The following is a 16,986-nucleotide window of genomic DNA, read 5'->3' on the forward strand; positions in this document are numbered from 1 at the left end:
TGAAATACGCGCCGTTTTCGGCTGCGTCCCGGCGTCGAAGGGTCTAGACCTGCCGACATCAGCCTTGAAATGGCCGCCGAAGTGGCCATATTCATGTTAACCCCATAAACATCGGGAGGGGACACGACATGAGCGACGCGGAAACGACAACGAACCTGAGCACCTATGCCAACTTGCCGGCGCCCTCGCCGGAACAGGGCCTGAACCGCTACATGCAGGAGATCCGCAAGTTTCCCCTTCTGGAGCCGGAAGAGGAATACATGCTGGCCAAGCGCTGGGTCGACCACGAGGACACCGAGGCGGCCCACAGGATGGTGACCAGCCACCTGCGCCTGGCCGCCAAGATCGCCATGGGCTACCGCGGTTATGGCCTGCCGCAATCCGAGGTCATCTCCGAGGCCAACGTTGGCCTGATGCAGGCCGTGAAACGCTTCGATCCCGAAAAGGGCTTTCGCCTTGCCACCTATGCCATGTGGTGGATCCGCGCCTCGATCCAGGAATACATCCTGCGGTCCTGGTCGCTGGTCAAACTGGGTACCACCAGCGCCCAGAAGAAGCTGTTTTTCAATCTTCGCAAGGCCAAGGCGCGCATCGGCGCGCTGGAAGACGGTGACATGCGCCCCGAGAACGTCGAGCGCATCGCCCAGGATCTGGGCGTGACCGAGGACGAGGTCGTCAGCATGAACCAGCGCCTTTCGGGGTCTGATGCTTCGCTCAACGCGACCGTCGGGCAAGAGGGCGAAGGCTCCATGCAGTGGCAGGACTGGCTGGAGGACGAAGGCGCAAACCAGGCCGAAGACTACGCCGAGAAGGACGAGTTCGACGCGCGCCGCGAACTGCTGGCCGAGGCACTGGATGTGCTCAACGCGCGCGAGCGCGATATCCTCATGCAGCGCCGCCTGGCCGAGGAAAGCGTGACCCTTGAGGACCTGTCGTCTAGATACGATGTCTCGCGCGAGCGCATCCGCCAGATCGAGGTCCGCGCCTTCGAAAAGCTGCAGAAAAAGATGCAACAGCTGGCCCGCGAGCGCGGACTGGTGCCGGCGGCCTGATCCCGGGCACAGGCTGTGACGGAGCGTGACCGACCCCGGCAGTGGCCGCAGCCGTCACCGACCGACCCTCCGGCGGCCTGGTCTCTTTCCCAATGGCCTCTAGACCGCTAACAAGGGGCCGAGAGGGAGGACCGACATGAGTGAACCGATCCGCTGGGGCATACTCGGCGCCGCCAAATTCGCCCGCGAGCAGATGGCCCCGGCCATCCACCTGGCCGACAACGCCGAACTGGCCGCACTGGCCACCTCGGACCCCGGCAAGGTCGCGCCGTTTCAGGCACTGCAGCCGCGGCTGCGGGTTCACGACAGCTATGACGCCCTGCTGGCCGACCCCGGCATCGACGCTGTTTACGTGCCCTTGCCCAACCACCTGCACGTGGAATGGACGCGCAAGGCACTGGAGGCGGGCAAGCACGTGCTGACCGAGAAGCCCATCGCCCTGAAGGCCGATGAGATCGACGCGCTGATCGCCCTGCGCGACAGGACCGGGCTGCTCGTGGCCGAGGCCTACATGATCGTCCACCACCCGCAATGGCAGCGCGCCCGCGCGATCCTGCAATCAGGCGCCATCGGCACCCTGACCCATGTCGAGGGCGTTTTTTGCTACAACAACGCCGATGATCCGGGCAACGTGCGCAACGATCCCGCCAAGGGCGGCGGCGGCATCCCTGATATCGGCGTCTACACCTACGGCAGCACCCGCTGGGCGACGGGGCAGGAGCCGCGCGAGATCACCCATGCCGACCTGGCCTTCGAGAACGGCGTGGACGTGCTGGCCCGGGTCTCGGCCCGGTTCGAGACTTTCACCGCGCATTTCGTCAATTCGATGCGCCTGCATGCTTTCCAGGAGATGCTCTTCATGGGCGATCAGGGCTGGCTGCGGCTGACGGCGCCCTTCAACCCGCTCGTCTACGGTGAGGCGCGGCTGGAGGTCCGCAATGGCGCGGCCGAGTGGACCGAGCGGTTCCCCTCGGACAATCACTACAGGCTGCAGGTCGAGAATTTCGGGCGCAGCGTCCGCGACGGCACCGCCTATCCCTGGACGCTGGAAGACGCCCGCGGCACCCAGGCCATGATCGACTCTGTTTTCGAAAAGGGCGAACGCGGCTAAACTCCCACGACAGGAGGAATCGCCATGGCCGACCGCAACGAATTCGACGACGTGATGCCCGAGAACACCGCCCGGCGCGCCCCCGCCGGCCCGATCTCGGAGAATCTCTTCACCCGGCTGGTCTACATGATCATCATCGGGGTCATGCTGTCCTTCGCCGGCACGATCATCGGTATCCTGGCGCTGATCCAGTTCGTGCTGACGCTGGTCAACAACAAGGACCCCAACGAACGGGTGGCCGATTTCGGCACGACGATGGGCATGTGGGTGGCCAAGGCGGCGCGCTACCAGGCCTTCGCCTCCGAAGAGAAGCCCTGGCCCTGGACAGAGCTGGACTGACATCGCGGCGCAAGGGATCGCCGGGTGAATCAGGGGCGCTGCCCCTCTTGGCCTGCGGCCAATTCACCCTGGGATATTTTTGGCCAGAAGATGCAAGGGTTTGTTAACCCGGACGCGCCACGGTGAATTTGCGGTACAGGCGGGGACGCCGATGACCGCGCCAGGAGACGCACAGGTGCGTTTCGCACGGGGGACGGCCTTGCGCGTCCCCCGTGCTTCTTCTGGCCTGAAATATCCCCGCCGGAGGCTCCGGACGGGTCCATCGCGCCGGCGGTCGGGTCAGTCTTCCATGGCTTCCAGCTCGTCGATCATGCCCTCGATCATGTTCAGGCCCTTGTCCCAGAAGGCCGGGTCGGAGGCATCCAGGCCGAAGGGCGCAAGCAACTCGGAGTGATGCTTGGAGCCGCCGGCCCGGAGCATTTCGAAGTATTTCTCCTGAAATCCCTCGGGCGCGGCCTCGTAGGCGGCGTAGAGCGCGTTCACCAGCCCGTCGCCGAAGGCATAGGCATAGACGTAGAAGGGCGCATGCACGAAATGCGGGATGTAGGCCCAGAAGGACTCGTAGCCGTCCATGAAGTCGAAGACCGGGCCGAGGCTTTCGCCCTGCACCGACATCCAGAGCGTGTTGATATCATCGGGGGTCAGTTCGCCTCCGCGGCGCGCCTCGTGCAGTTTGCACTCGAAGTCGTAGAAGGCGATCTGTCGCACGACGGTGTTGATCATGTCCTCGACCTTTCCGGCCAGCAGGACCTTGCGTTCGGCCTGGCTGGGGGCCTCGGCCAGCAGCTTGCGGAAGGTCAGCATCTCGCCGAAGACGCTGGCGGTTTCGGCCAGCGTCAGCGGGGTGGCCGACAGCAGCTCGCCCTGCTGCGCGGCAAGCCGCTGATGCACGCCGTGGCCCAGTTCATGCGCCAGGGTCATCACGTCGCGCGGTTTGCCCAGGTAATTCAGCATCACGTAAGGATGCGCGGTGCTCACCGTGGGGTGGGCAAAGGCGCCGGGCGCCTTGCCCGGTTTGACCGGCGCGTCGATCCAGCCGCGCTCGAAAAACGGCTGCGCGAGGTCGGCAAGGCGCGGGTCGAAGCCGGCGTAGGCGCTCATCACCGTCTCGCGCGCCTCGTCCCAGTCGACGACGCGGTCGCTTTCCATGGGCAGCGGCGCGTTGCGGTCCCAGACCTGCATTCTGTCGAGGCCCAGCCACTTGGCCTTGAGGGTGTAATAGCGGTGCGACAGGCGCGGGTAGGCGGCGACGACGGCGTCGCGCAGCGCCTCGACCACCGGCGCCTCGACGTCGTTGGCCAGGTGGCGGCCCGCCTGCGGGCTGGGCATGCTGCGCCAGCGGTCCTCGATTTCCTTTTCCTTGGCCAGCGTGTTGTGAACGCGGGCGAAGAGGCCGACATTCTCGCCAAAGACGCGGGCCAATTCGCGCGCGCCCTTCTCGCGGGTGGCGCGGTTTTGTTCGCTTAACAGGTTCAGCGTCGCCTCGATGCCCTGTTTCTCGCCGTCGATCTCGAATTCGAGCCCGGCGATGGTCTCGTCGAAGAGCTTGTTCCAGGCCGAGGCCCCGACGACGGACTGATCGTGCAGGAATTTTTCCAGCTCGTCGGAAAGCTGGTAGGGCTTCATCTTGCGGATGCGGTCGAAGACGGGGGTGTAGCGGGCCAGGTCGGCATCGGCGGCCAGCAGGCCCTGCAGCGCGGCCTCGTCCAGGCGGTTGATCTCAAGCGACCAGAAGACAAGCGGCGTGGTGAAGCTGGTGATCCGGTCCTGGCAGTCCGAGATGAACTTGGCCCGGTCCGGGTCGGTCGTCTGCTGGTAGTAGCGCAGCCCGGCGAAGGACATGATACGCCCGGCGATGATGTCGATCTGTTCGTAGCGCTGCACCGCTTCCAGCATCTGTGCCGCGTCCAGCCCGGCCAGCTTGCCCTCGTAGTCCGCGGCAAAGCTGCGGCAGGCCTCTTCCAGCCAGTCGAGATCGCGCTTGAGCGCCGGCGCATCGGGGCCGTCGTAAAGATCGGTCAGGTCCCATTCGGGCAGGTCGCCCAGGGGCCGCCCCCCGCTGGCGTTGGCGTCGAATACCGGCTGCTTGGTCATGTGGGCCTCTCCATGTTGGGGTTTTCCCCTACTTATGGGTGCGGGCCCGGCTTGACCAGTGCTAGCCGTAGCGCTCCAGCATGGCGTGCAGGTCGGCCAGGGTGTTGATCTCGGCCAGCGGCTTGTCGTGGCGCCAGCGCGCCATGCGCGGAAAGCGCAGGGCGATACCCGACTTGTGGCGCGGGCTTTCCTGGATGCCCTCGAAGGCGATCTCGAAGACCAGCACGGGCGGCACCTGCCGGACGGGGCCGAAGCGTTGCAGCGTGTTGCGGCGCACCCACTGGGTGATCTCGCGGAACTCTGCATCGGTCAGCCCGGAATAGGCCTTGGTGAAGGGGGTGAACCCCTCGCCGTCGCGCACCGCGAAGGTGAAATCGGTGAAAAGGTTGGCCCGCCGGCCCGATCCTGATTGCGCGTAGATCATCACCGCGTCCACGGTCAGCGGGTCCACCTTCCATTTCCACCAGTCGCCCTTCTTGCGCCCCGACAGATAGGGCGAGTCGCGCCGTTTCAGCATAAGCCCCTCGGCATTGTGCGCGCGCGAGTCGGCGCGGACCGCGGCAAGGGCCTCCCAGCTTTCGCCCGTCACCTCGGGCGAGAGGCGCAGCGGCGCCGCCCCGGGCAAATCGGCGGTGAGCGCTTCGAGCGCCGCGCGGCGCTGGTCCAGCGGCCGGTCGCGGATATCGGCGCCGTCCTGTTCCAGCAGGTCGTAGGCCATCAGCACCACGGGCACCTGCGCCAGCAGCTTTTTCGGCACGCTCTTGCGGCCGATGCGCTTTTGCAGCGCGTTGAAGGGCAGGGGGCCGTCGCGCCAGGCCAGAACCTCGCCGTCGATCACCGTGCCCGGCGGCAGGTAATCGACCAGTTGGCCCAGCTCGGGGAAGCGGTCGGTCATCAGTTCCTCGCCGCGCGACCACAGGTGGTGTGTGCCGCCGCGCAGCACCAGTTGCCCGCGGATGCCGTCCCACTTGCGGTCGATCAGCCAGTCGGCGGGCGCGCCTAGCGTGTCCGCATCCTCCAGCTGGTAGGCCAGGTAGAACGGGTAGGGGCGCGACAGGTCGGCGCCGGGGTCGTGCGCCTCGATCAGGGCGGCCCAGGTCGTGGTCTCGGGCGTCCAGGCGCCCATCAGCTTGTGCGTCAGGTCGGCCTCGTCCTGGCCCGTGGCCTGTGCCAGCGCGCGGGTCATCAGTTTCTGGCTGACCCCGATGCGAAAGCCGCCCGTCAGCAATTTGGTGAAAAGGAACCGCTCCGTCCGGTCAAGGCTGTCCCAGGCGGCGAGGATACCGGCCTTCTGCGCGGCCTCGTCCAGTTTCGACAGGCGCTGCAATTCGCCGATCCAGTGGTGCAGCGGCCAGTCGCTTTCGCTGGCGGGCGGGGGCAGGACCAGCGCGATGGTCTCGGCCAGGTCGCCCACCACCGGGTAGCTTTCCTCGAACAGCCACAGCGGGATGCCCGCCTGTTCGGCCGCCCATTCGCGCAGCCGCGTCGTGGTGATGACCCGCCGCGGGCGGCGGCCCGAGAACAGCGCCACGCACCACAGCTTGTCGGCATCCTGTGCCGTCTCGAAGAAGGTGGCCATGGCGGCGACCTTGACAGTGGTCCTGGTGGTCTGGTCCAGCGTGGTGAACAGCCGGGCGAAATCCTTCATTCGACCTGGCTCCCGTCGAGCGATTCGCCGTCGAACTCGGTGCGGACCACCTGCGCGTCATAGCCCTGGTCGGCCAGCCAGCGGCGAAACTGGCCGGTGTAGCCGTGGGTGACGAAGACGCGCTCGGCCCCGGTGGCGCGGATGGCGTCGTTCAGGCCCTGCCAGTCGGCATGGTCCGAGACGATGAAGCCCCGGTCGGCCGCCCGCCGCCGGCGCACCCCGCGCAGGGCCATCCAGCCGCTGGCAAACGCGCTGGCCTGCGGTTTGAACCGCCGCGCCCAGGCCGATCCCAGCGCCGAGGGCGGCGCGATCACCAGCGCCCCGGCGCGCGCCTTGGCGTCGGTCTCGGGGGTGACCTGTTCTGTCGCAGGCAGCGCGATGCCCTGGCTGCGCAGCACGGCGTTGGTGTTCTCGACCGCGCCGTGGGTCAGGATCGGGCCGGTTCCGGGGTCGACCAGCCGCAGCAGCCGCTGCGCCTTGCCCAGGGCGTAGGCCCCCAGCAGGGAAAACCGCCCGGCGGCGGCATTGTCGCCCCACCAGGCGTTGATCTGGTCGGCCAGAACGTCCTGCGGCGTCCAGTTGAAGACCGGCAAGCCAAAGGTGCACTCGGTGATGAAGGCGTGGCAGGGCACCGGCTCGAAGGCCTCGGACAGCCCGTCGTCGACGGTCTTGTAATCGCCCGAGACGACCCAGACCTCGCCGCCCACCTCGACGCGGATCTGCGCCGAGCCGGGCACGTGGCCGGCCGGATGGAAGGAGACGGTCGCATCCTTGATCCGGGTCGAGGCGGCGTAGGGCGTTGTCTGCAGGTCGATCTCCGTGCCCAGCCGGTGGCGCATCACCGGCGCGGCGGCGTCTGTCGCCAGGTAGCGGCCCATCCCCTCGCGCGCGTGGTCGGCATGGCCATGGGTTATCAGGGCGCGGGGCACCGGCCGCCAGGGGTCGATCCAGAAATCGCCCGCCGGGCAGTAGATGCCCGCCTCGGTAAAGGTCAGAACCCCGCTCATGGGGCAGTTCTAGCGCCGGGCCGGCCCCGGTAAAGCAGGGTCAGGCCGGGCGGTGCCGGAGATCATCGAACAGCGCGACGCTGCGGTCGAACAAGGCGTTGCGCAGGTCGGGTTTCTCGAGGATGACCTCGTGCTTGCCCCCCTCCAGCATCACCAGCTCGCCGCCGGGCCAGCGGGCCATGCGGTCGCGGATGCGGGCGGTGTCGACGATCTGTTCCCGGGTTCCGAGGAAACACAGGCAGGGCAGGTCGGGCGATGCCCGCCGCGACAGGGCGCGCGTCTCGCCCAGGGCCTCGTTCAGCCAGTGCAGCGAGGGCCCGCCGAGGCCTAGGGCCGGGTCGGCCTGCAATTGCTCGGCCAACAGGGCGAACATCTCGGGGTCGGTGGTCAGGGTGTTGCCCGAGAAGCCCGCGCGCAGGACATAGGTCTCGGCCTCTTGCCCGGGAACCACGGCCGCGGACAGGCCCAGCGGCCGGCTGAGCGCGCTCAGCCCCCAGGCCAGGGGGCGCAGCGGCGGCGCGATCGAAATCCCCCACATCGGCGCCGAAAAGACGGCCGACGCGACCGGGTCGCCGTCCATCACCGCGCGCAGGCCGATCGCACCGCCCATGGAATGGGCCAGCAGGTGAAAGGGCTCGGGCAGGCCCAGGGCGCGGGCGTGGTCCAGCGCGGCGCGCACGTCATGCTGGTAGTCGGTGAATCGCGCCACATGGCCCACGCCCGGATCGTCGTGCAGCCGGTCGGCAAGTCCCTGCCCGCGCCAGTCGATGGCCAGCGCGGTATAGCCGCGGGCGGCGAAATCGGCGGCGGCGGGGCCGTATTTCTCGACATACTCGGTGCGGCCGGGAAAGATCAGGACCGTGCCGCGCGCCGCCTCGAGCGGCCAGTGGGCGATGCGCAGGCGCACCCCGTCCACGGCTGTCACCCAATGGGCGATGCCGGTCGCGTTGCGGGCCGTGCGGGCGTTGTAGGGGGCCTGCGCCAAGGTCGTGTCAACCGAGTACGCCGGCCAGCTTCATGGCCAGCCCCATGTCACCGTCCACCGACAGCTTGCCGGACATGAATGCGGCGGTGGGGTTTTCGGTGCCATCGAGGATCGCCTTGAAGGTCTCGGCATTGGCGGTCAGCGTCACGTCGGCGTCGTCGTCGGCGGCCCGCGCACCGTCGCCGTCGATCATGACCGCGCCCGCGTCCTCGATGACGAACTTGGCGGTGCCGTCGAAATCGGCGCCCTCCATCTTGGCGTTCAGGGCGGTGACGGCTTCGGAGATTACGTCGCTCATGTCTGTCGGTCCTCTTGCTGGAATGTGACCGCCCGCCTCTGGCATCGGGCGCGCGCTGCGTTACATTGACAGATATGCGCACGGATCGGCACGGCTTCAAACATATCGTCGCGGCATTTGGCCTGGCAGTGTGGTTTTCCGCACCTGCCGGGGCGCAGACCGACCGGTTGGATGGCCTTTTTGCCGATCTCGCCACCGCCGAAGCCGACGAGGCCGCCCGGATCGAGGCACAGATTCGCGAGGCCTGGTCGAAAAGCGGCTCGCCGGCGATGGACCTGCTGCTGCGCCGCGGGCGCGAGGCGCTGGAGGCCGGCGAGGCCAAGATCGCCGCCGACCACCTTACGGCCCTGATCGACCACGCGCCCGACTTCGCCGAAGCCTATCACACGCGGGCCACCGCCTATTTCGCGCAGGACCTCTACGGCCCCGCGCTGGAGGACCTGCGCCGGGCGCTGGTGCTCAACCCGCGCCACTTCGGGGCGATGAGGGGCCTCGGGCGCATCCTGCAGGAGCTTGACCGCCCCGTGGACGCGCTTGAGGTTTACCGCGAAATCGAACAGATAAGCCCAAATTCGCCCGACCTGGCGCAAGCCATCGAACGTCTGCAAGTGCAGCTGGAAGGGTCCACGATCTGACCCTTCCCCTCAAGGGGGCCACCCATGCCCGAGCCTGCCCGGATCACGGCGGTCCTTGGCCCGACCAACACCGGCAAGACGCATTACGCCATCGAGCGGATGCTCGCGCATCGCACCGGCATCATCGGCCTGCCGCTGCGGCTGCTCGCGCGCGAGGTCTACGACCGCATCGTCGCGGTGCGCGGCCCCTCGGTGGTGGCGCTGATCACCGGCGAGGAACGCATCGTGCCCGACCGGACGCAGTACTGGGTCTGCACGGTCGAGGCCATGCCCGAGGGGATGGGCTGCGACTTCCTCGCGGTGGACGAGATCCAGCTGGCCGCCGACCCCGAACGCGGCCATGTCTTCACCGACCGGCTGCTGCGCGCCCGCGGGCTGCACGAGACGCTTTTCATGGGCTCCGAGACCATGCGCGGCGCCATCGCCGCGATGGTGCCCGGCGTGCAGGTCCTGCGCCGCGAGCGGTTTTCCGAGCTGACCTATTCAGGTTCGAAAAAGATAAGCCGGATGCCTGGAAGGTCCGCCATCGTCGGCTTCTCGGTTGATAATGTCTATGCCATAGCCGAATTGCTGCGGCGCCAGAAGGGCGGCGCGGCGGTCGTGATGGGGGCGCTCAGCCCGCGCACGCGCAACGCGCAGGTGGCGATGTACCAGAACGGCGACGTCGATTATCTGGTCGCCACGGATGCCATCGGCATGGGGCTGAACCTGGACATCGACCATGTCGCCTTTTCGGCGCTGTCCAAGTTCGACGGCCGCCGCATGCGGCAGTTGCTGCCCGACGAGCTGGCCCAGATCGCCGGCCGCGCCGGCCGGCACATGAACCACGGCACCTTCGGCGTCACCGGCGAGGCCCCGGCCATCGAGGACCCGGTGGCCGAAGCCATCACCAGCCACCAGTTCCGGCCCGTCAGGAAGCTGCAATGGCGCAACGCGCGGCTGGACTTCGGCACGCCCGAGCGGCTGATCCGGTCGCTGGAGACGCGCACCGAGGACGACTGGCTGACCCGGGTGCGCGACAGCGACGACCTGCTGGCGCTGAAATCGCTGGCCGACGACCCCGAGGTGCGCGCCCGCGCCGGCGACGGAAAATCGGTGCGCCTGCTCTGGGATGTCTGCCGCATCCCCGATTTCCGCGGCATCTCGCACAGCGAACACGCCCAGATGCTGGCCCGCATCTACGGCTATCTGCACGCGGGCGGCCGGGTGCCCGACGACTGGCTGGCGCGGCAGGTCAAGCGCATCGACCGGGTCGACGGCGACATCGACACCCTGTCCAAGCGGCTGGCGCATGTCCGCACCTGGACGTATGTGGCGCAGCGCAAGGGCTGGGTAGCGGACGAATCGCATTGGCGCGGCGTTACGCGCGCGGTAGAAGACCGGTTGTCGGATGCGTTGCACGACGCACTGACGCAAAGATTTGTGGACCGGCGGACCAGCGTGCTGTTGCGCCGGCTCAAGCAGAAGGAGGGCCTCGTGGCCGAGGTTAACGATCAGGGCGAAGTCACCGTCGAGGGGCAGTTCGCGGGCCGGCTCGAGGGATTTCGGTTCCGCCAGGACAAGAGCGCCAGCCCCGACGCGGCCAAGACCCTGCGGCAGGCCTCGTTGCAGGCGCTGCAGCCGCAGTTCAGCCTGCGCGCGGATCGGTTCTACAACGCCCCCGACACCGCGCTCGATTTCACCGAGCAGGGCGGGCTGATGTGGGGCGAGCAGGCCGTGGGCAAGCTGGTGGCAGGCGACGATGCGCTCAAGCCGCGGGTGGCGCCATTCGTTGATGAAGAGGCCGGCGAGGAGGTGGCCGGGAAAGTTCAGCGCCGTCTGCAGCATTTCATCGACCGCAAGATCGCCGCCCAGTTCGAGCCGATGCTGGCGATGCAGAAGGACGACACGCTGCAGGGTCGGGCCAAGGGCTTTGCCTTCCGCCTGATCGAGGGCTTCGGCGTGGTCCCGCGCGGCGAGGTCGCCGACGAGGTCAAGGCACTCGACCAGGAGGCGCGCGGCGCGCTGCGCAAGCACGGGGTGCGCTTTGGACAGTTCACGATCTTCATGCCGCTGCTGCTGAAACCCGCGCCGACCCGGCTGCGGCTGGTGCTGTGGTCGCTGTCCAAGGGGCTGGAGACCTTCCCCGAGGCGCCGCCACCGGGGCTTGTCACGGTGCCGACGGTCGCGGGCGCGGTGCCGGGAACCTACGCCATGTCGGGCTATCGCGCGGCCGGGGATCGCGCGATCCGCATCGACATGCTGGAACGGCTGGCCGACATGCTGCGCGACCAGGACACCCGCGGCGGCTTCGAGGCCACCGCCGACATGCTCTCGATCACGGGCATGACGCTGGAGCAGTTCGCGGGCCTGATGGAGGGGCTGGGCTACCGCGCCGAGCGGGGCGAGCGCGAGAAGGTCAAGCCGGTGGATGCCGCCCTCGCCGAGGCCCCGGACCCGCGCAGCGGGACGGGGACCGAGGCCACGGCCGAACCCGGGCCCGAGACGGCCGAAGCGGCGGCCGAGCAACTCCCCGATGAGGGCGTGGCGCCCGTGGCCGAGACCGCCCCCGAGGCCCCCGAGGTCGCCCCGGACATACCCGCCGCTCCGGAGGAAGAGACCCCGCCGGGCGAGCAGCCGGCCGCCGAGGCTGCCCCCGCGGAGGTCGAGGTCTATTACACCTTCACCTGGGCGGGCACGCGGCGCGGCCAGCAGCCCCGCAAGCCGGGGGGCCGCAAGGGCGCGCCCAAGGGCAAGCGCGGCAAACCGCAGACCGGCAGCACGCCGGCGGGCAAGGGCGCGCAGAAAACCGCCGCCAAACCCGCGGGCAAAGACACGCAGATCGACCCCGACAATCCTTTTGCCCAGGCGCTGTCGGGCCTCAAGACCAAGTGACGGCCGTGTCGCCGATCCGGCTGGACAAGTGGCTCTGGCAGGCGCGGTTTTTCAAGACCCGCAGCCTGGCGGCCCGGCAGGTACAAGCCGGCAAGGTGCGGGTCGACGGCACGCCGGTGTCGAAACCGGCCCGACTGGTTGGACCCGGCGCGGTGCTGACCTTTGCCCAGGGCGAGCGGGTGCGCGTGGTGCGCATCGTGGCAGCCGGCACGCGGCGCGGCCCCGCGCCTGAGGCGCAGGCGCTCTACGACGACCTCAGCCCGGCCCCGGCGCCGGAACGCGCGTCCGGTGCCGACCGCCCGCGCGGAACGGGGCGCCCCTCGCGGCGCGACCGCGAAAACCGCGCGGCTTTCCTACGCGCGATCGGGGCCGGCCCGCTTGCAGACGACCCCGGGGTGGACTAGCTACACCGCAGGAACGTTTCGGGATACCCATGACCTATATCGTCAACGACAACTGCATCGCCTGCAAATACACCGACTGCGTCGAAGTCTGCCCCGTCGACTGTTTCTACGAGGGCGAGAACATGCTGGTGATCCACCCCGACGAATGTATCGATTGCGGCGTCTGCGAGCCCGAGTGCCCCGCCGACGCGATCCGCCCCGATACCGAGCCGGAAATGGAAAAATGGGTGGAGTTCAACCGCAAGTATTCCGAGGCCTGGCCGGTCATCATCACCAAGAAGGACCCGCTGCCCACAGCCGAGGAGATGGACGGCAAACCCGGCAAGATCGAGCTTTTCTCGGAAAAGCCGGGCGAGGGCGGCTGACCCGCGATTCGCGGGCCCGGCGTGCGTTCAGAGCGTTGAATTCAAATTGAAAAATCCGCCCAACGGCATGCTGCGCCGCGGCACTTCCGCTGGGTGCATTTTTGTGCTATAAAAACTGCGATGCTGCGAAAGTGTTGACCCGAGATTTGCATGGAAAGCCCGACGGGACCGCTCAGGTGCCGCCGGGTTTTCTGTCTCCGGAATTCTGCCACCCGGCGCTCGGGCCGCACGCGGGCGGCGCCTTTGGAAGGAAGCCATGACAAGGAAGTCACAATACAAACCGAACCAGTTCGTGGTTTACCCGGCCCACGGGGTGGGTCAGATCGTCTCGATCGAGAAGCAGGAGGTCGCGGGTTTCGAGCTGGAGCTTTTCGTGATCTCGTTCGACAAGGACAAGATGACGCTGCGCGTGCCCACCAACAAGGCCGACGAGGTCGGGATGCGCTCGCTCTCCACCCCCGATGTGGTGGCTGATGCCATGAAGACCCTGCGCGGCAAGGCCAAGGTCAAGAAGGCCATGTGGTCGCGCCGGGCGCAGGAGTACGAACAGAAGATCAACTCCGGCGACCTGATCGCCATCGCCGAGGTCGTGCGCGACTTGCACCGCGCCGATGACCAGCGAGAGCAGAGCTATTCCGAACGCCAGCTGTACGAGGCGGCACTGGAACGGCTCACGCGCGAGATCGCCGCCGTGAACAACGGTGACGAAACCGATGCGGCCCGGGAAATCGGCGACGTTCTGGTCACCCGCGCCGCCTGACCCGGTGCGGGGGCGTGGCGGCGCAAGCCCTCCGCCCTCCAGGTCAGGCCAGCGCCCGCCAGCCGATATCGGACCGGTACATGCCCTGCGGCCAGTCGATCCGGTCAATCAGCCCATAGGCACGTTCTTGTGCTTCGGCCAGGGTCGCACCGCGGGCAGTGACGTTGAGCACGCGGCCGCCATCTGCAACGATGCGGCCGTCTTGCCAGGCCGTGCCCGCGTGAAAGACCATGTGGGCACTGTCCTCGGGCAGGTCGTCCAGCCCGTTGATCACGCTGCCTTTTTCGTAGGCCCCGGGATAGCCCTTTGCGGCCATGACCACGGTCATCGCATGATCCTCGGCCCAGTTGACACTCATCTCGTGCAGGCGGCCCTCGGCACAGGCCTGCATCAGGTCCAACGCCTGTGCGCCCAGCCGCATCATCAGGGCCTGGCATTCCGGGTCGCCGAAGCGGACATTGTATTCCACCAGGCGGGGCTGACCATCCTCGATCATCAGCCCGACGTAGAGAATACCCTGATACGGGGTGCCGCGCCGGGCCAGCTCCGCGAGGGTCGGGGTGACGATCTCGTCCATGGTCTTCTGCGCGACCGCATCTGTCAGGACCGGGGCCGGGGAATAGGCGCCCATGCCGCCGGTGTTGGGGCCCGCATCGCCGTCGAAGGCGCGCTTGTGATCCTGCGCGGTGCCCACCGGCAGGGCGGTGTCGCCGTCGCAAAGCACGAAGTAGGACGCTTCCTCGCCGGTCATGACCTCCTCGATCACGACCTCGGCCCCGGCGGCGCCGAACTCGCCCGAGAACATGTCGTCGATCGCGGCCAGCGCGGTGGCCGTGTCCTGGGCGACGATCACGCCCTTGCCCGCGGCCAACCCGTCGGCCTTGACCACGACCGGCGCGCCCCGGTCGCGCACATGCGCCCGGGCGGCCTCGGCTGTGGTGAAATGGCCATACCCCGCGGTGGGCGCGCCACAGGCCGAGCAGATCGTTTTCGTGAAAGATTTCGACGTCTCCAGCCGGGAACCCTCGGCCGAAGGTCCGAAAACGGAAATCCCCGCGGCGCGCAGGTCGTCGGCGATCCCGGCGGCCAGCGGCGCCTCGGGGCCGATAATCACCAGGTCCACGGCATTGTCGGCGCAAAAACCCGCAACCGCCGGGCCGTCGAGGATGTCGAGGACCGGGCACTCGGCGATCTGCGCGATCCCGGCGTTGCCGGGGGCCACGATGAGCCTGTCGCACTTGGGGTTCTGCAGCACGGCCCAGGCGAGGGCATGTTCCCGCCCGCCGCCGCCGAGGATCAGGATGTTCATGGTCGCTTTCCCTTTGATTGCGGGCCTTTTAGGGTCGGGGGCAAAGCAGCACAAGGGCACCGCGCATGGACCTGATCGACGAGCCGGACAAGGCGGGCAACACGCCGGAATTCACCGTCAGTGAACTGTCAGGCGCGGTCAAACGCGCCATCGAGGGCGAATTCGGCCATGTCCGCGTCAAGGGCGAGGTCGGCCGCGTCGTGCGCGCCCGGTCGGGGCACCTCTATTTCGACCTCAAGGACGACCGGGCGGTCCTGGCCTGCACCACCTGGAAGGGGCAGATTTCCGGCCTGAGCGTGATGCCCGAGGAAGGCATGGAGGTCGTCGCCCACGGCCGCATGACCACCTTTGCGAACCAGTCGAAATACCAGATGAACGCCACCGAGGTGGCCGTGGCCGGGGTCGGCGCGCTCATGGCGATGCTCGAGAAGCGGCGCAAGGCGCTGCAGGCCGAAGGGCTTTTCGCGCCCGAGCGCAAGCGGGCACTGCCCTTCCTGCCGCGGGTCATCGGGGTCGTGACCTCGGCCCAGGGGGCGGTGATCCGCGACATCCTGCACCGCCTGCGCGAGCGGTTTCCGCGCCGGGTGCTTGTCTGGCCGGTGGCCGTGCAGGGCCGCGACTGCGCGCCGCAGATGGCCCGCGCGATTCGGGGCTTCAACGCGATGACGCCCGGCGGGGCGCTGCCCCGGCCCGACCTGCTGATCGTGGCGCGCGGCGGTGGCTCGATCGAGGACCTGTGGGGCTTCAACGAAGAGGAGGTCGTGCGCGCGGCGGCCCAAAGCGCGATCCCGCTGATCTCGGCGGTGGGCCACGAAACCGACACCACGCTGATCGACCATGCCGCCGACCGGCGCGCGCCCACGCCCTCGGCCGCGGCCGAGATCGCGGTGCCGGTGCGGCTGGAGCTGATCGGAACGGTTGAGCAGTTGGACACGCGGCTGAACCGCGCCGTGACCGAGGGCCTGCGCCTGCGCAAGCAGCGGGTGGGTGACCTGGGCCGGCTGCTGCCCCGGCCCGAGACGCTGGCCGAGGAGGCCCGGCAACGGCTGGACTACTGGTCGGAAAAACTGGACCTGGCGCTCAAGGGGCGGGTCAGCGCGGGGCAGTTGCGGCTGAGCAACGCCGCCGGCAGCCTGCGGCCGGGGCTGCTGCAGGCGCGGCTGGACCGCGCCCGCGAACGCCAGGCCGGCTGGGCCGACCGGCTCGCCCCGGCGTTGGACCGGGCCGCGCGCCGCAAACGCGAGGCCTTGGATCTCAGGGCGGGGCAGTTGAAGCCGACCCAGATCCGGCGGGTGATCGTGAAGGGGCACGAGGATGTGCAGGCCCGGCTGGAGCGGCTGCGGATGGCCGCCCGCACCGCGCAGGACCGCCGCACGGCCCGGCTCGAGGCGCTGGACTCGTTGCGCCGCACGCTGGGCTATACCGAGACGCTCCGGCGCGGCTACGCGGTGGTGCGCGGCGATGGCGCGGTCGTGACCACGGCCAAGGCCGCCGGCACGGCCACGGCGCTGGAGCTGGAGTTCACCGACGGCAAGCTGGCGCTGGACAAGCGTGAGGGGCCGAAGCCGAAACCGCCCCGGTCCAAGGCCCCGCCGCCCGACCAGGGCAGCCTGTTCTAGGGCGCCTCGGACAGGCGTCATCGAAAGGTGCGAGGGTGGCGCGTGACGGCGCATGAACCCTACTCAGGCCGCGCTGCGGGGCCGACGGGTTGCCCGCCGCTAGGATCCCATGTTGTCGCAGATCAGCGGTTCGCCGTCCTCGACCTCGTAGAGGATCGCCGACCCCCCGTCGTCGAGGAACTCGGCCCTGATGCCGTCGTCCGCGTCGTAGACCTTCCAGCACTTCGGATCGGGGTCGCCCTCGTAGACGAAACAGATCGCGCGATCCTCGGCATACCATTCGCCCTCGATGCACGCGCCATCCAGAAACGACCAGATGACCCGCTGCGAAGGGGCGTAGTATTCCACGCCGTAGGGCTGGCCGTTGGCGGAAAAGGTCAGGGTCTTGCCGGTCATGCGATCCGCGAACTCGGGCCCCGTCATGGGCGTCTCGGCCACCGCGGGGACGGGCAGGGCCAACATGGCGGCAAGAAGCATCCTCATGGG

Annotated in this window: 16 protein-coding genes; 9 read left to right on the forward strand and 7 right to left on the reverse strand. The window is 68.3% G+C overall.

Going from position 1 to position 16,986, the window contains the following annotated elements:
• Positions 1–155: 155 nt before the first annotated feature.
• The 3 genes from rpoH to BU124_RS08565 all read left to right on the forward strand — a co-directional run bounded on the left by rpoH (position 156) and on the right by BU124_RS08565 (position 2,502).
• On the forward strand, positions 156–1,052 hold the full coding sequence (gene rpoH / locus BU124_RS08555) for an RNA polymerase sigma factor RpoH (protein WP_084862845.1): 897 nt from the start codon (positions 156–158) through the stop codon (positions 1,050–1,052).
• A 136-nt stretch (positions 1,053–1,188) separates the two neighbouring features.
• Entirely contained in the window at positions 1,189–2,163 is a 975-nt protein-coding gene (locus BU124_RS08560) for a Gfo/Idh/MocA family protein (RefSeq protein ID WP_084862695.1), read from the forward strand.
• A gap of 24 nt (positions 2,164–2,187) precedes the next feature.
• Positions 2,188–2,502 (forward strand): DUF4389 domain-containing protein, encoded by a 315-nt coding sequence (locus BU124_RS08565; protein ID WP_084862697.1) that lies wholly within the window; start codon positions 2,188–2,190, stop codon positions 2,500–2,502.
• Positions 2,503–2,781: 279 nt separating this feature from the next.
• Here the strand turns inward: BU124_RS08565 and BU124_RS08570 are convergent, their stop codons facing one another.
• The 5 genes from BU124_RS08570 to BU124_RS08590 all read right to left on the reverse strand — a co-directional run bounded on the left by BU124_RS08570 (position 2,782) and on the right by BU124_RS08590 (position 8,534).
• On the reverse strand, positions 2,782–4,596 hold the full coding sequence (locus BU124_RS08570; protein WP_084862699.1) for a M3 family oligoendopeptidase: 1,815 nt from the start codon (positions 4,594–4,596) through the stop codon (positions 2,782–2,784).
• A 61-nt stretch (positions 4,597–4,657) separates the two neighbouring features.
• Positions 4,658–6,244, reverse strand: a complete 1,587-nt coding sequence (locus BU124_RS08575; protein WP_084862701.1) for an ATP-dependent DNA ligase — start codon at positions 6,242–6,244, stop codon at positions 4,658–4,660.
• Positions 6,241–7,251: a ligase-associated DNA damage response exonuclease gene (locus BU124_RS08580; protein WP_084862704.1), complete on the reverse strand. Its 1,011-nt coding sequence runs from the start codon at positions 7,249–7,251 to the stop codon at positions 6,241–6,243. The genes BU124_RS08575 and BU124_RS08580 overlap by 4 nt, the downstream gene beginning before the upstream one ends.
• Before the next feature lie 40 nt (positions 7,252–7,291).
• Entirely contained in the window at positions 7,292–8,236 is a 945-nt protein-coding gene (locus tag BU124_RS08585; protein ID WP_084862706.1) for an alpha/beta hydrolase, read from the reverse strand.
• A 7-nt stretch (positions 8,237–8,243) separates the two neighbouring features.
• On the reverse strand, positions 8,244–8,534 hold the full coding sequence (locus BU124_RS08590) for an SCP2 sterol-binding domain-containing protein (protein ID WP_084862709.1): 291 nt from the start codon (positions 8,532–8,534) through the stop codon (positions 8,244–8,246).
• 74 nt (positions 8,535–8,608) lie between these two features.
• Here BU124_RS08590 and BU124_RS08595 point away from each other — a divergent pair, with 74 nt between their 5' ends.
• The 5 genes from BU124_RS08595 to BU124_RS08615 all read left to right on the forward strand — a co-directional run bounded on the left by BU124_RS08595 (position 8,609) and on the right by BU124_RS08615 (position 13,572).
• Positions 8,609–9,169: a tetratricopeptide repeat protein gene (locus BU124_RS08595; protein WP_084862710.1), complete on the forward strand. Its 561-nt coding sequence runs from the start codon at positions 8,609–8,611 to the stop codon at positions 9,167–9,169.
• Positions 9,170–9,193: 24 nt separating this feature from the next.
• Complete coding sequence (locus tag BU124_RS08600) at positions 9,194–12,043, forward strand: helicase-related protein (RefSeq protein WP_084862712.1); 2,850 nt, start codon at positions 9,194–9,196, stop codon at positions 12,041–12,043.
• The gene (locus BU124_RS08605; RefSeq protein ID WP_084862714.1) at positions 12,040–12,447 is read left to right on the forward strand and encodes an RNA-binding S4 domain-containing protein; all 408 of its coding nucleotides are present in this window, start codon (positions 12,040–12,042) and stop codon (positions 12,445–12,447) included. Before BU124_RS08600 ends, BU124_RS08605 begins: the two co-directional genes overlap by 4 nt.
• Before the next feature lie 29 nt (positions 12,448–12,476).
• Positions 12,477–12,812 carry a ferredoxin FdxA gene (gene fdxA, locus BU124_RS08610; RefSeq protein WP_084862716.1) on the forward strand — a complete coding sequence of 112 codons (336 nt, stop codon included), beginning with the start codon at positions 12,477–12,479 and terminating at the stop codon, positions 12,810–12,812.
• Between the two features lie 256 nt (positions 12,813–13,068).
• Entirely contained in the window at positions 13,069–13,572 is a 504-nt protein-coding gene (locus tag BU124_RS08615) for a CarD family transcriptional regulator (RefSeq protein WP_084862718.1), read from the forward strand.
• Positions 13,573–13,615: 43 nt separating this feature from the next.
• Here the strand turns inward: BU124_RS08615 and purD are convergent, their stop codons facing one another.
• Positions 13,616–14,881, reverse strand: coding sequence for a phosphoribosylamine--glycine ligase (gene purD, locus BU124_RS08620; protein WP_084862720.1), 1,266 nt, complete (start codon positions 14,879–14,881; stop codon positions 13,616–13,618).
• Positions 14,882–14,946: 65 nt separating this feature from the next.
• Between purD and xseA the strand changes: the two genes are divergently transcribed.
• The gene (gene xseA, locus BU124_RS08625; RefSeq protein WP_084862722.1) at positions 14,947–16,500 is read left to right on the forward strand and encodes an exodeoxyribonuclease VII large subunit; all 1,554 of its coding nucleotides are present in this window, start codon (positions 14,947–14,949) and stop codon (positions 16,498–16,500) included.
• 99 nt (positions 16,501–16,599) lie between these two features.
• Here xseA and BU124_RS08630 read toward each other — a convergent pair whose 3' ends face one another.
• Positions 16,600–16,983 (reverse strand): hypothetical protein, encoded by a 384-nt coding sequence (locus BU124_RS08630; RefSeq protein ID WP_084862724.1) that lies wholly within the window; start codon positions 16,981–16,983, stop codon positions 16,600–16,602.
• Positions 16,984–16,986 lie beyond the last annotated feature (3 nt).

This window comes from Salibaculum halophilum (assembly GCF_002094885.1).
In the GTDB taxonomy this organism is placed as follows: domain Bacteria; phylum Pseudomonadota; class Alphaproteobacteria; order Rhodobacterales; family Rhodobacteraceae; genus Salibaculum; species Salibaculum halophilum.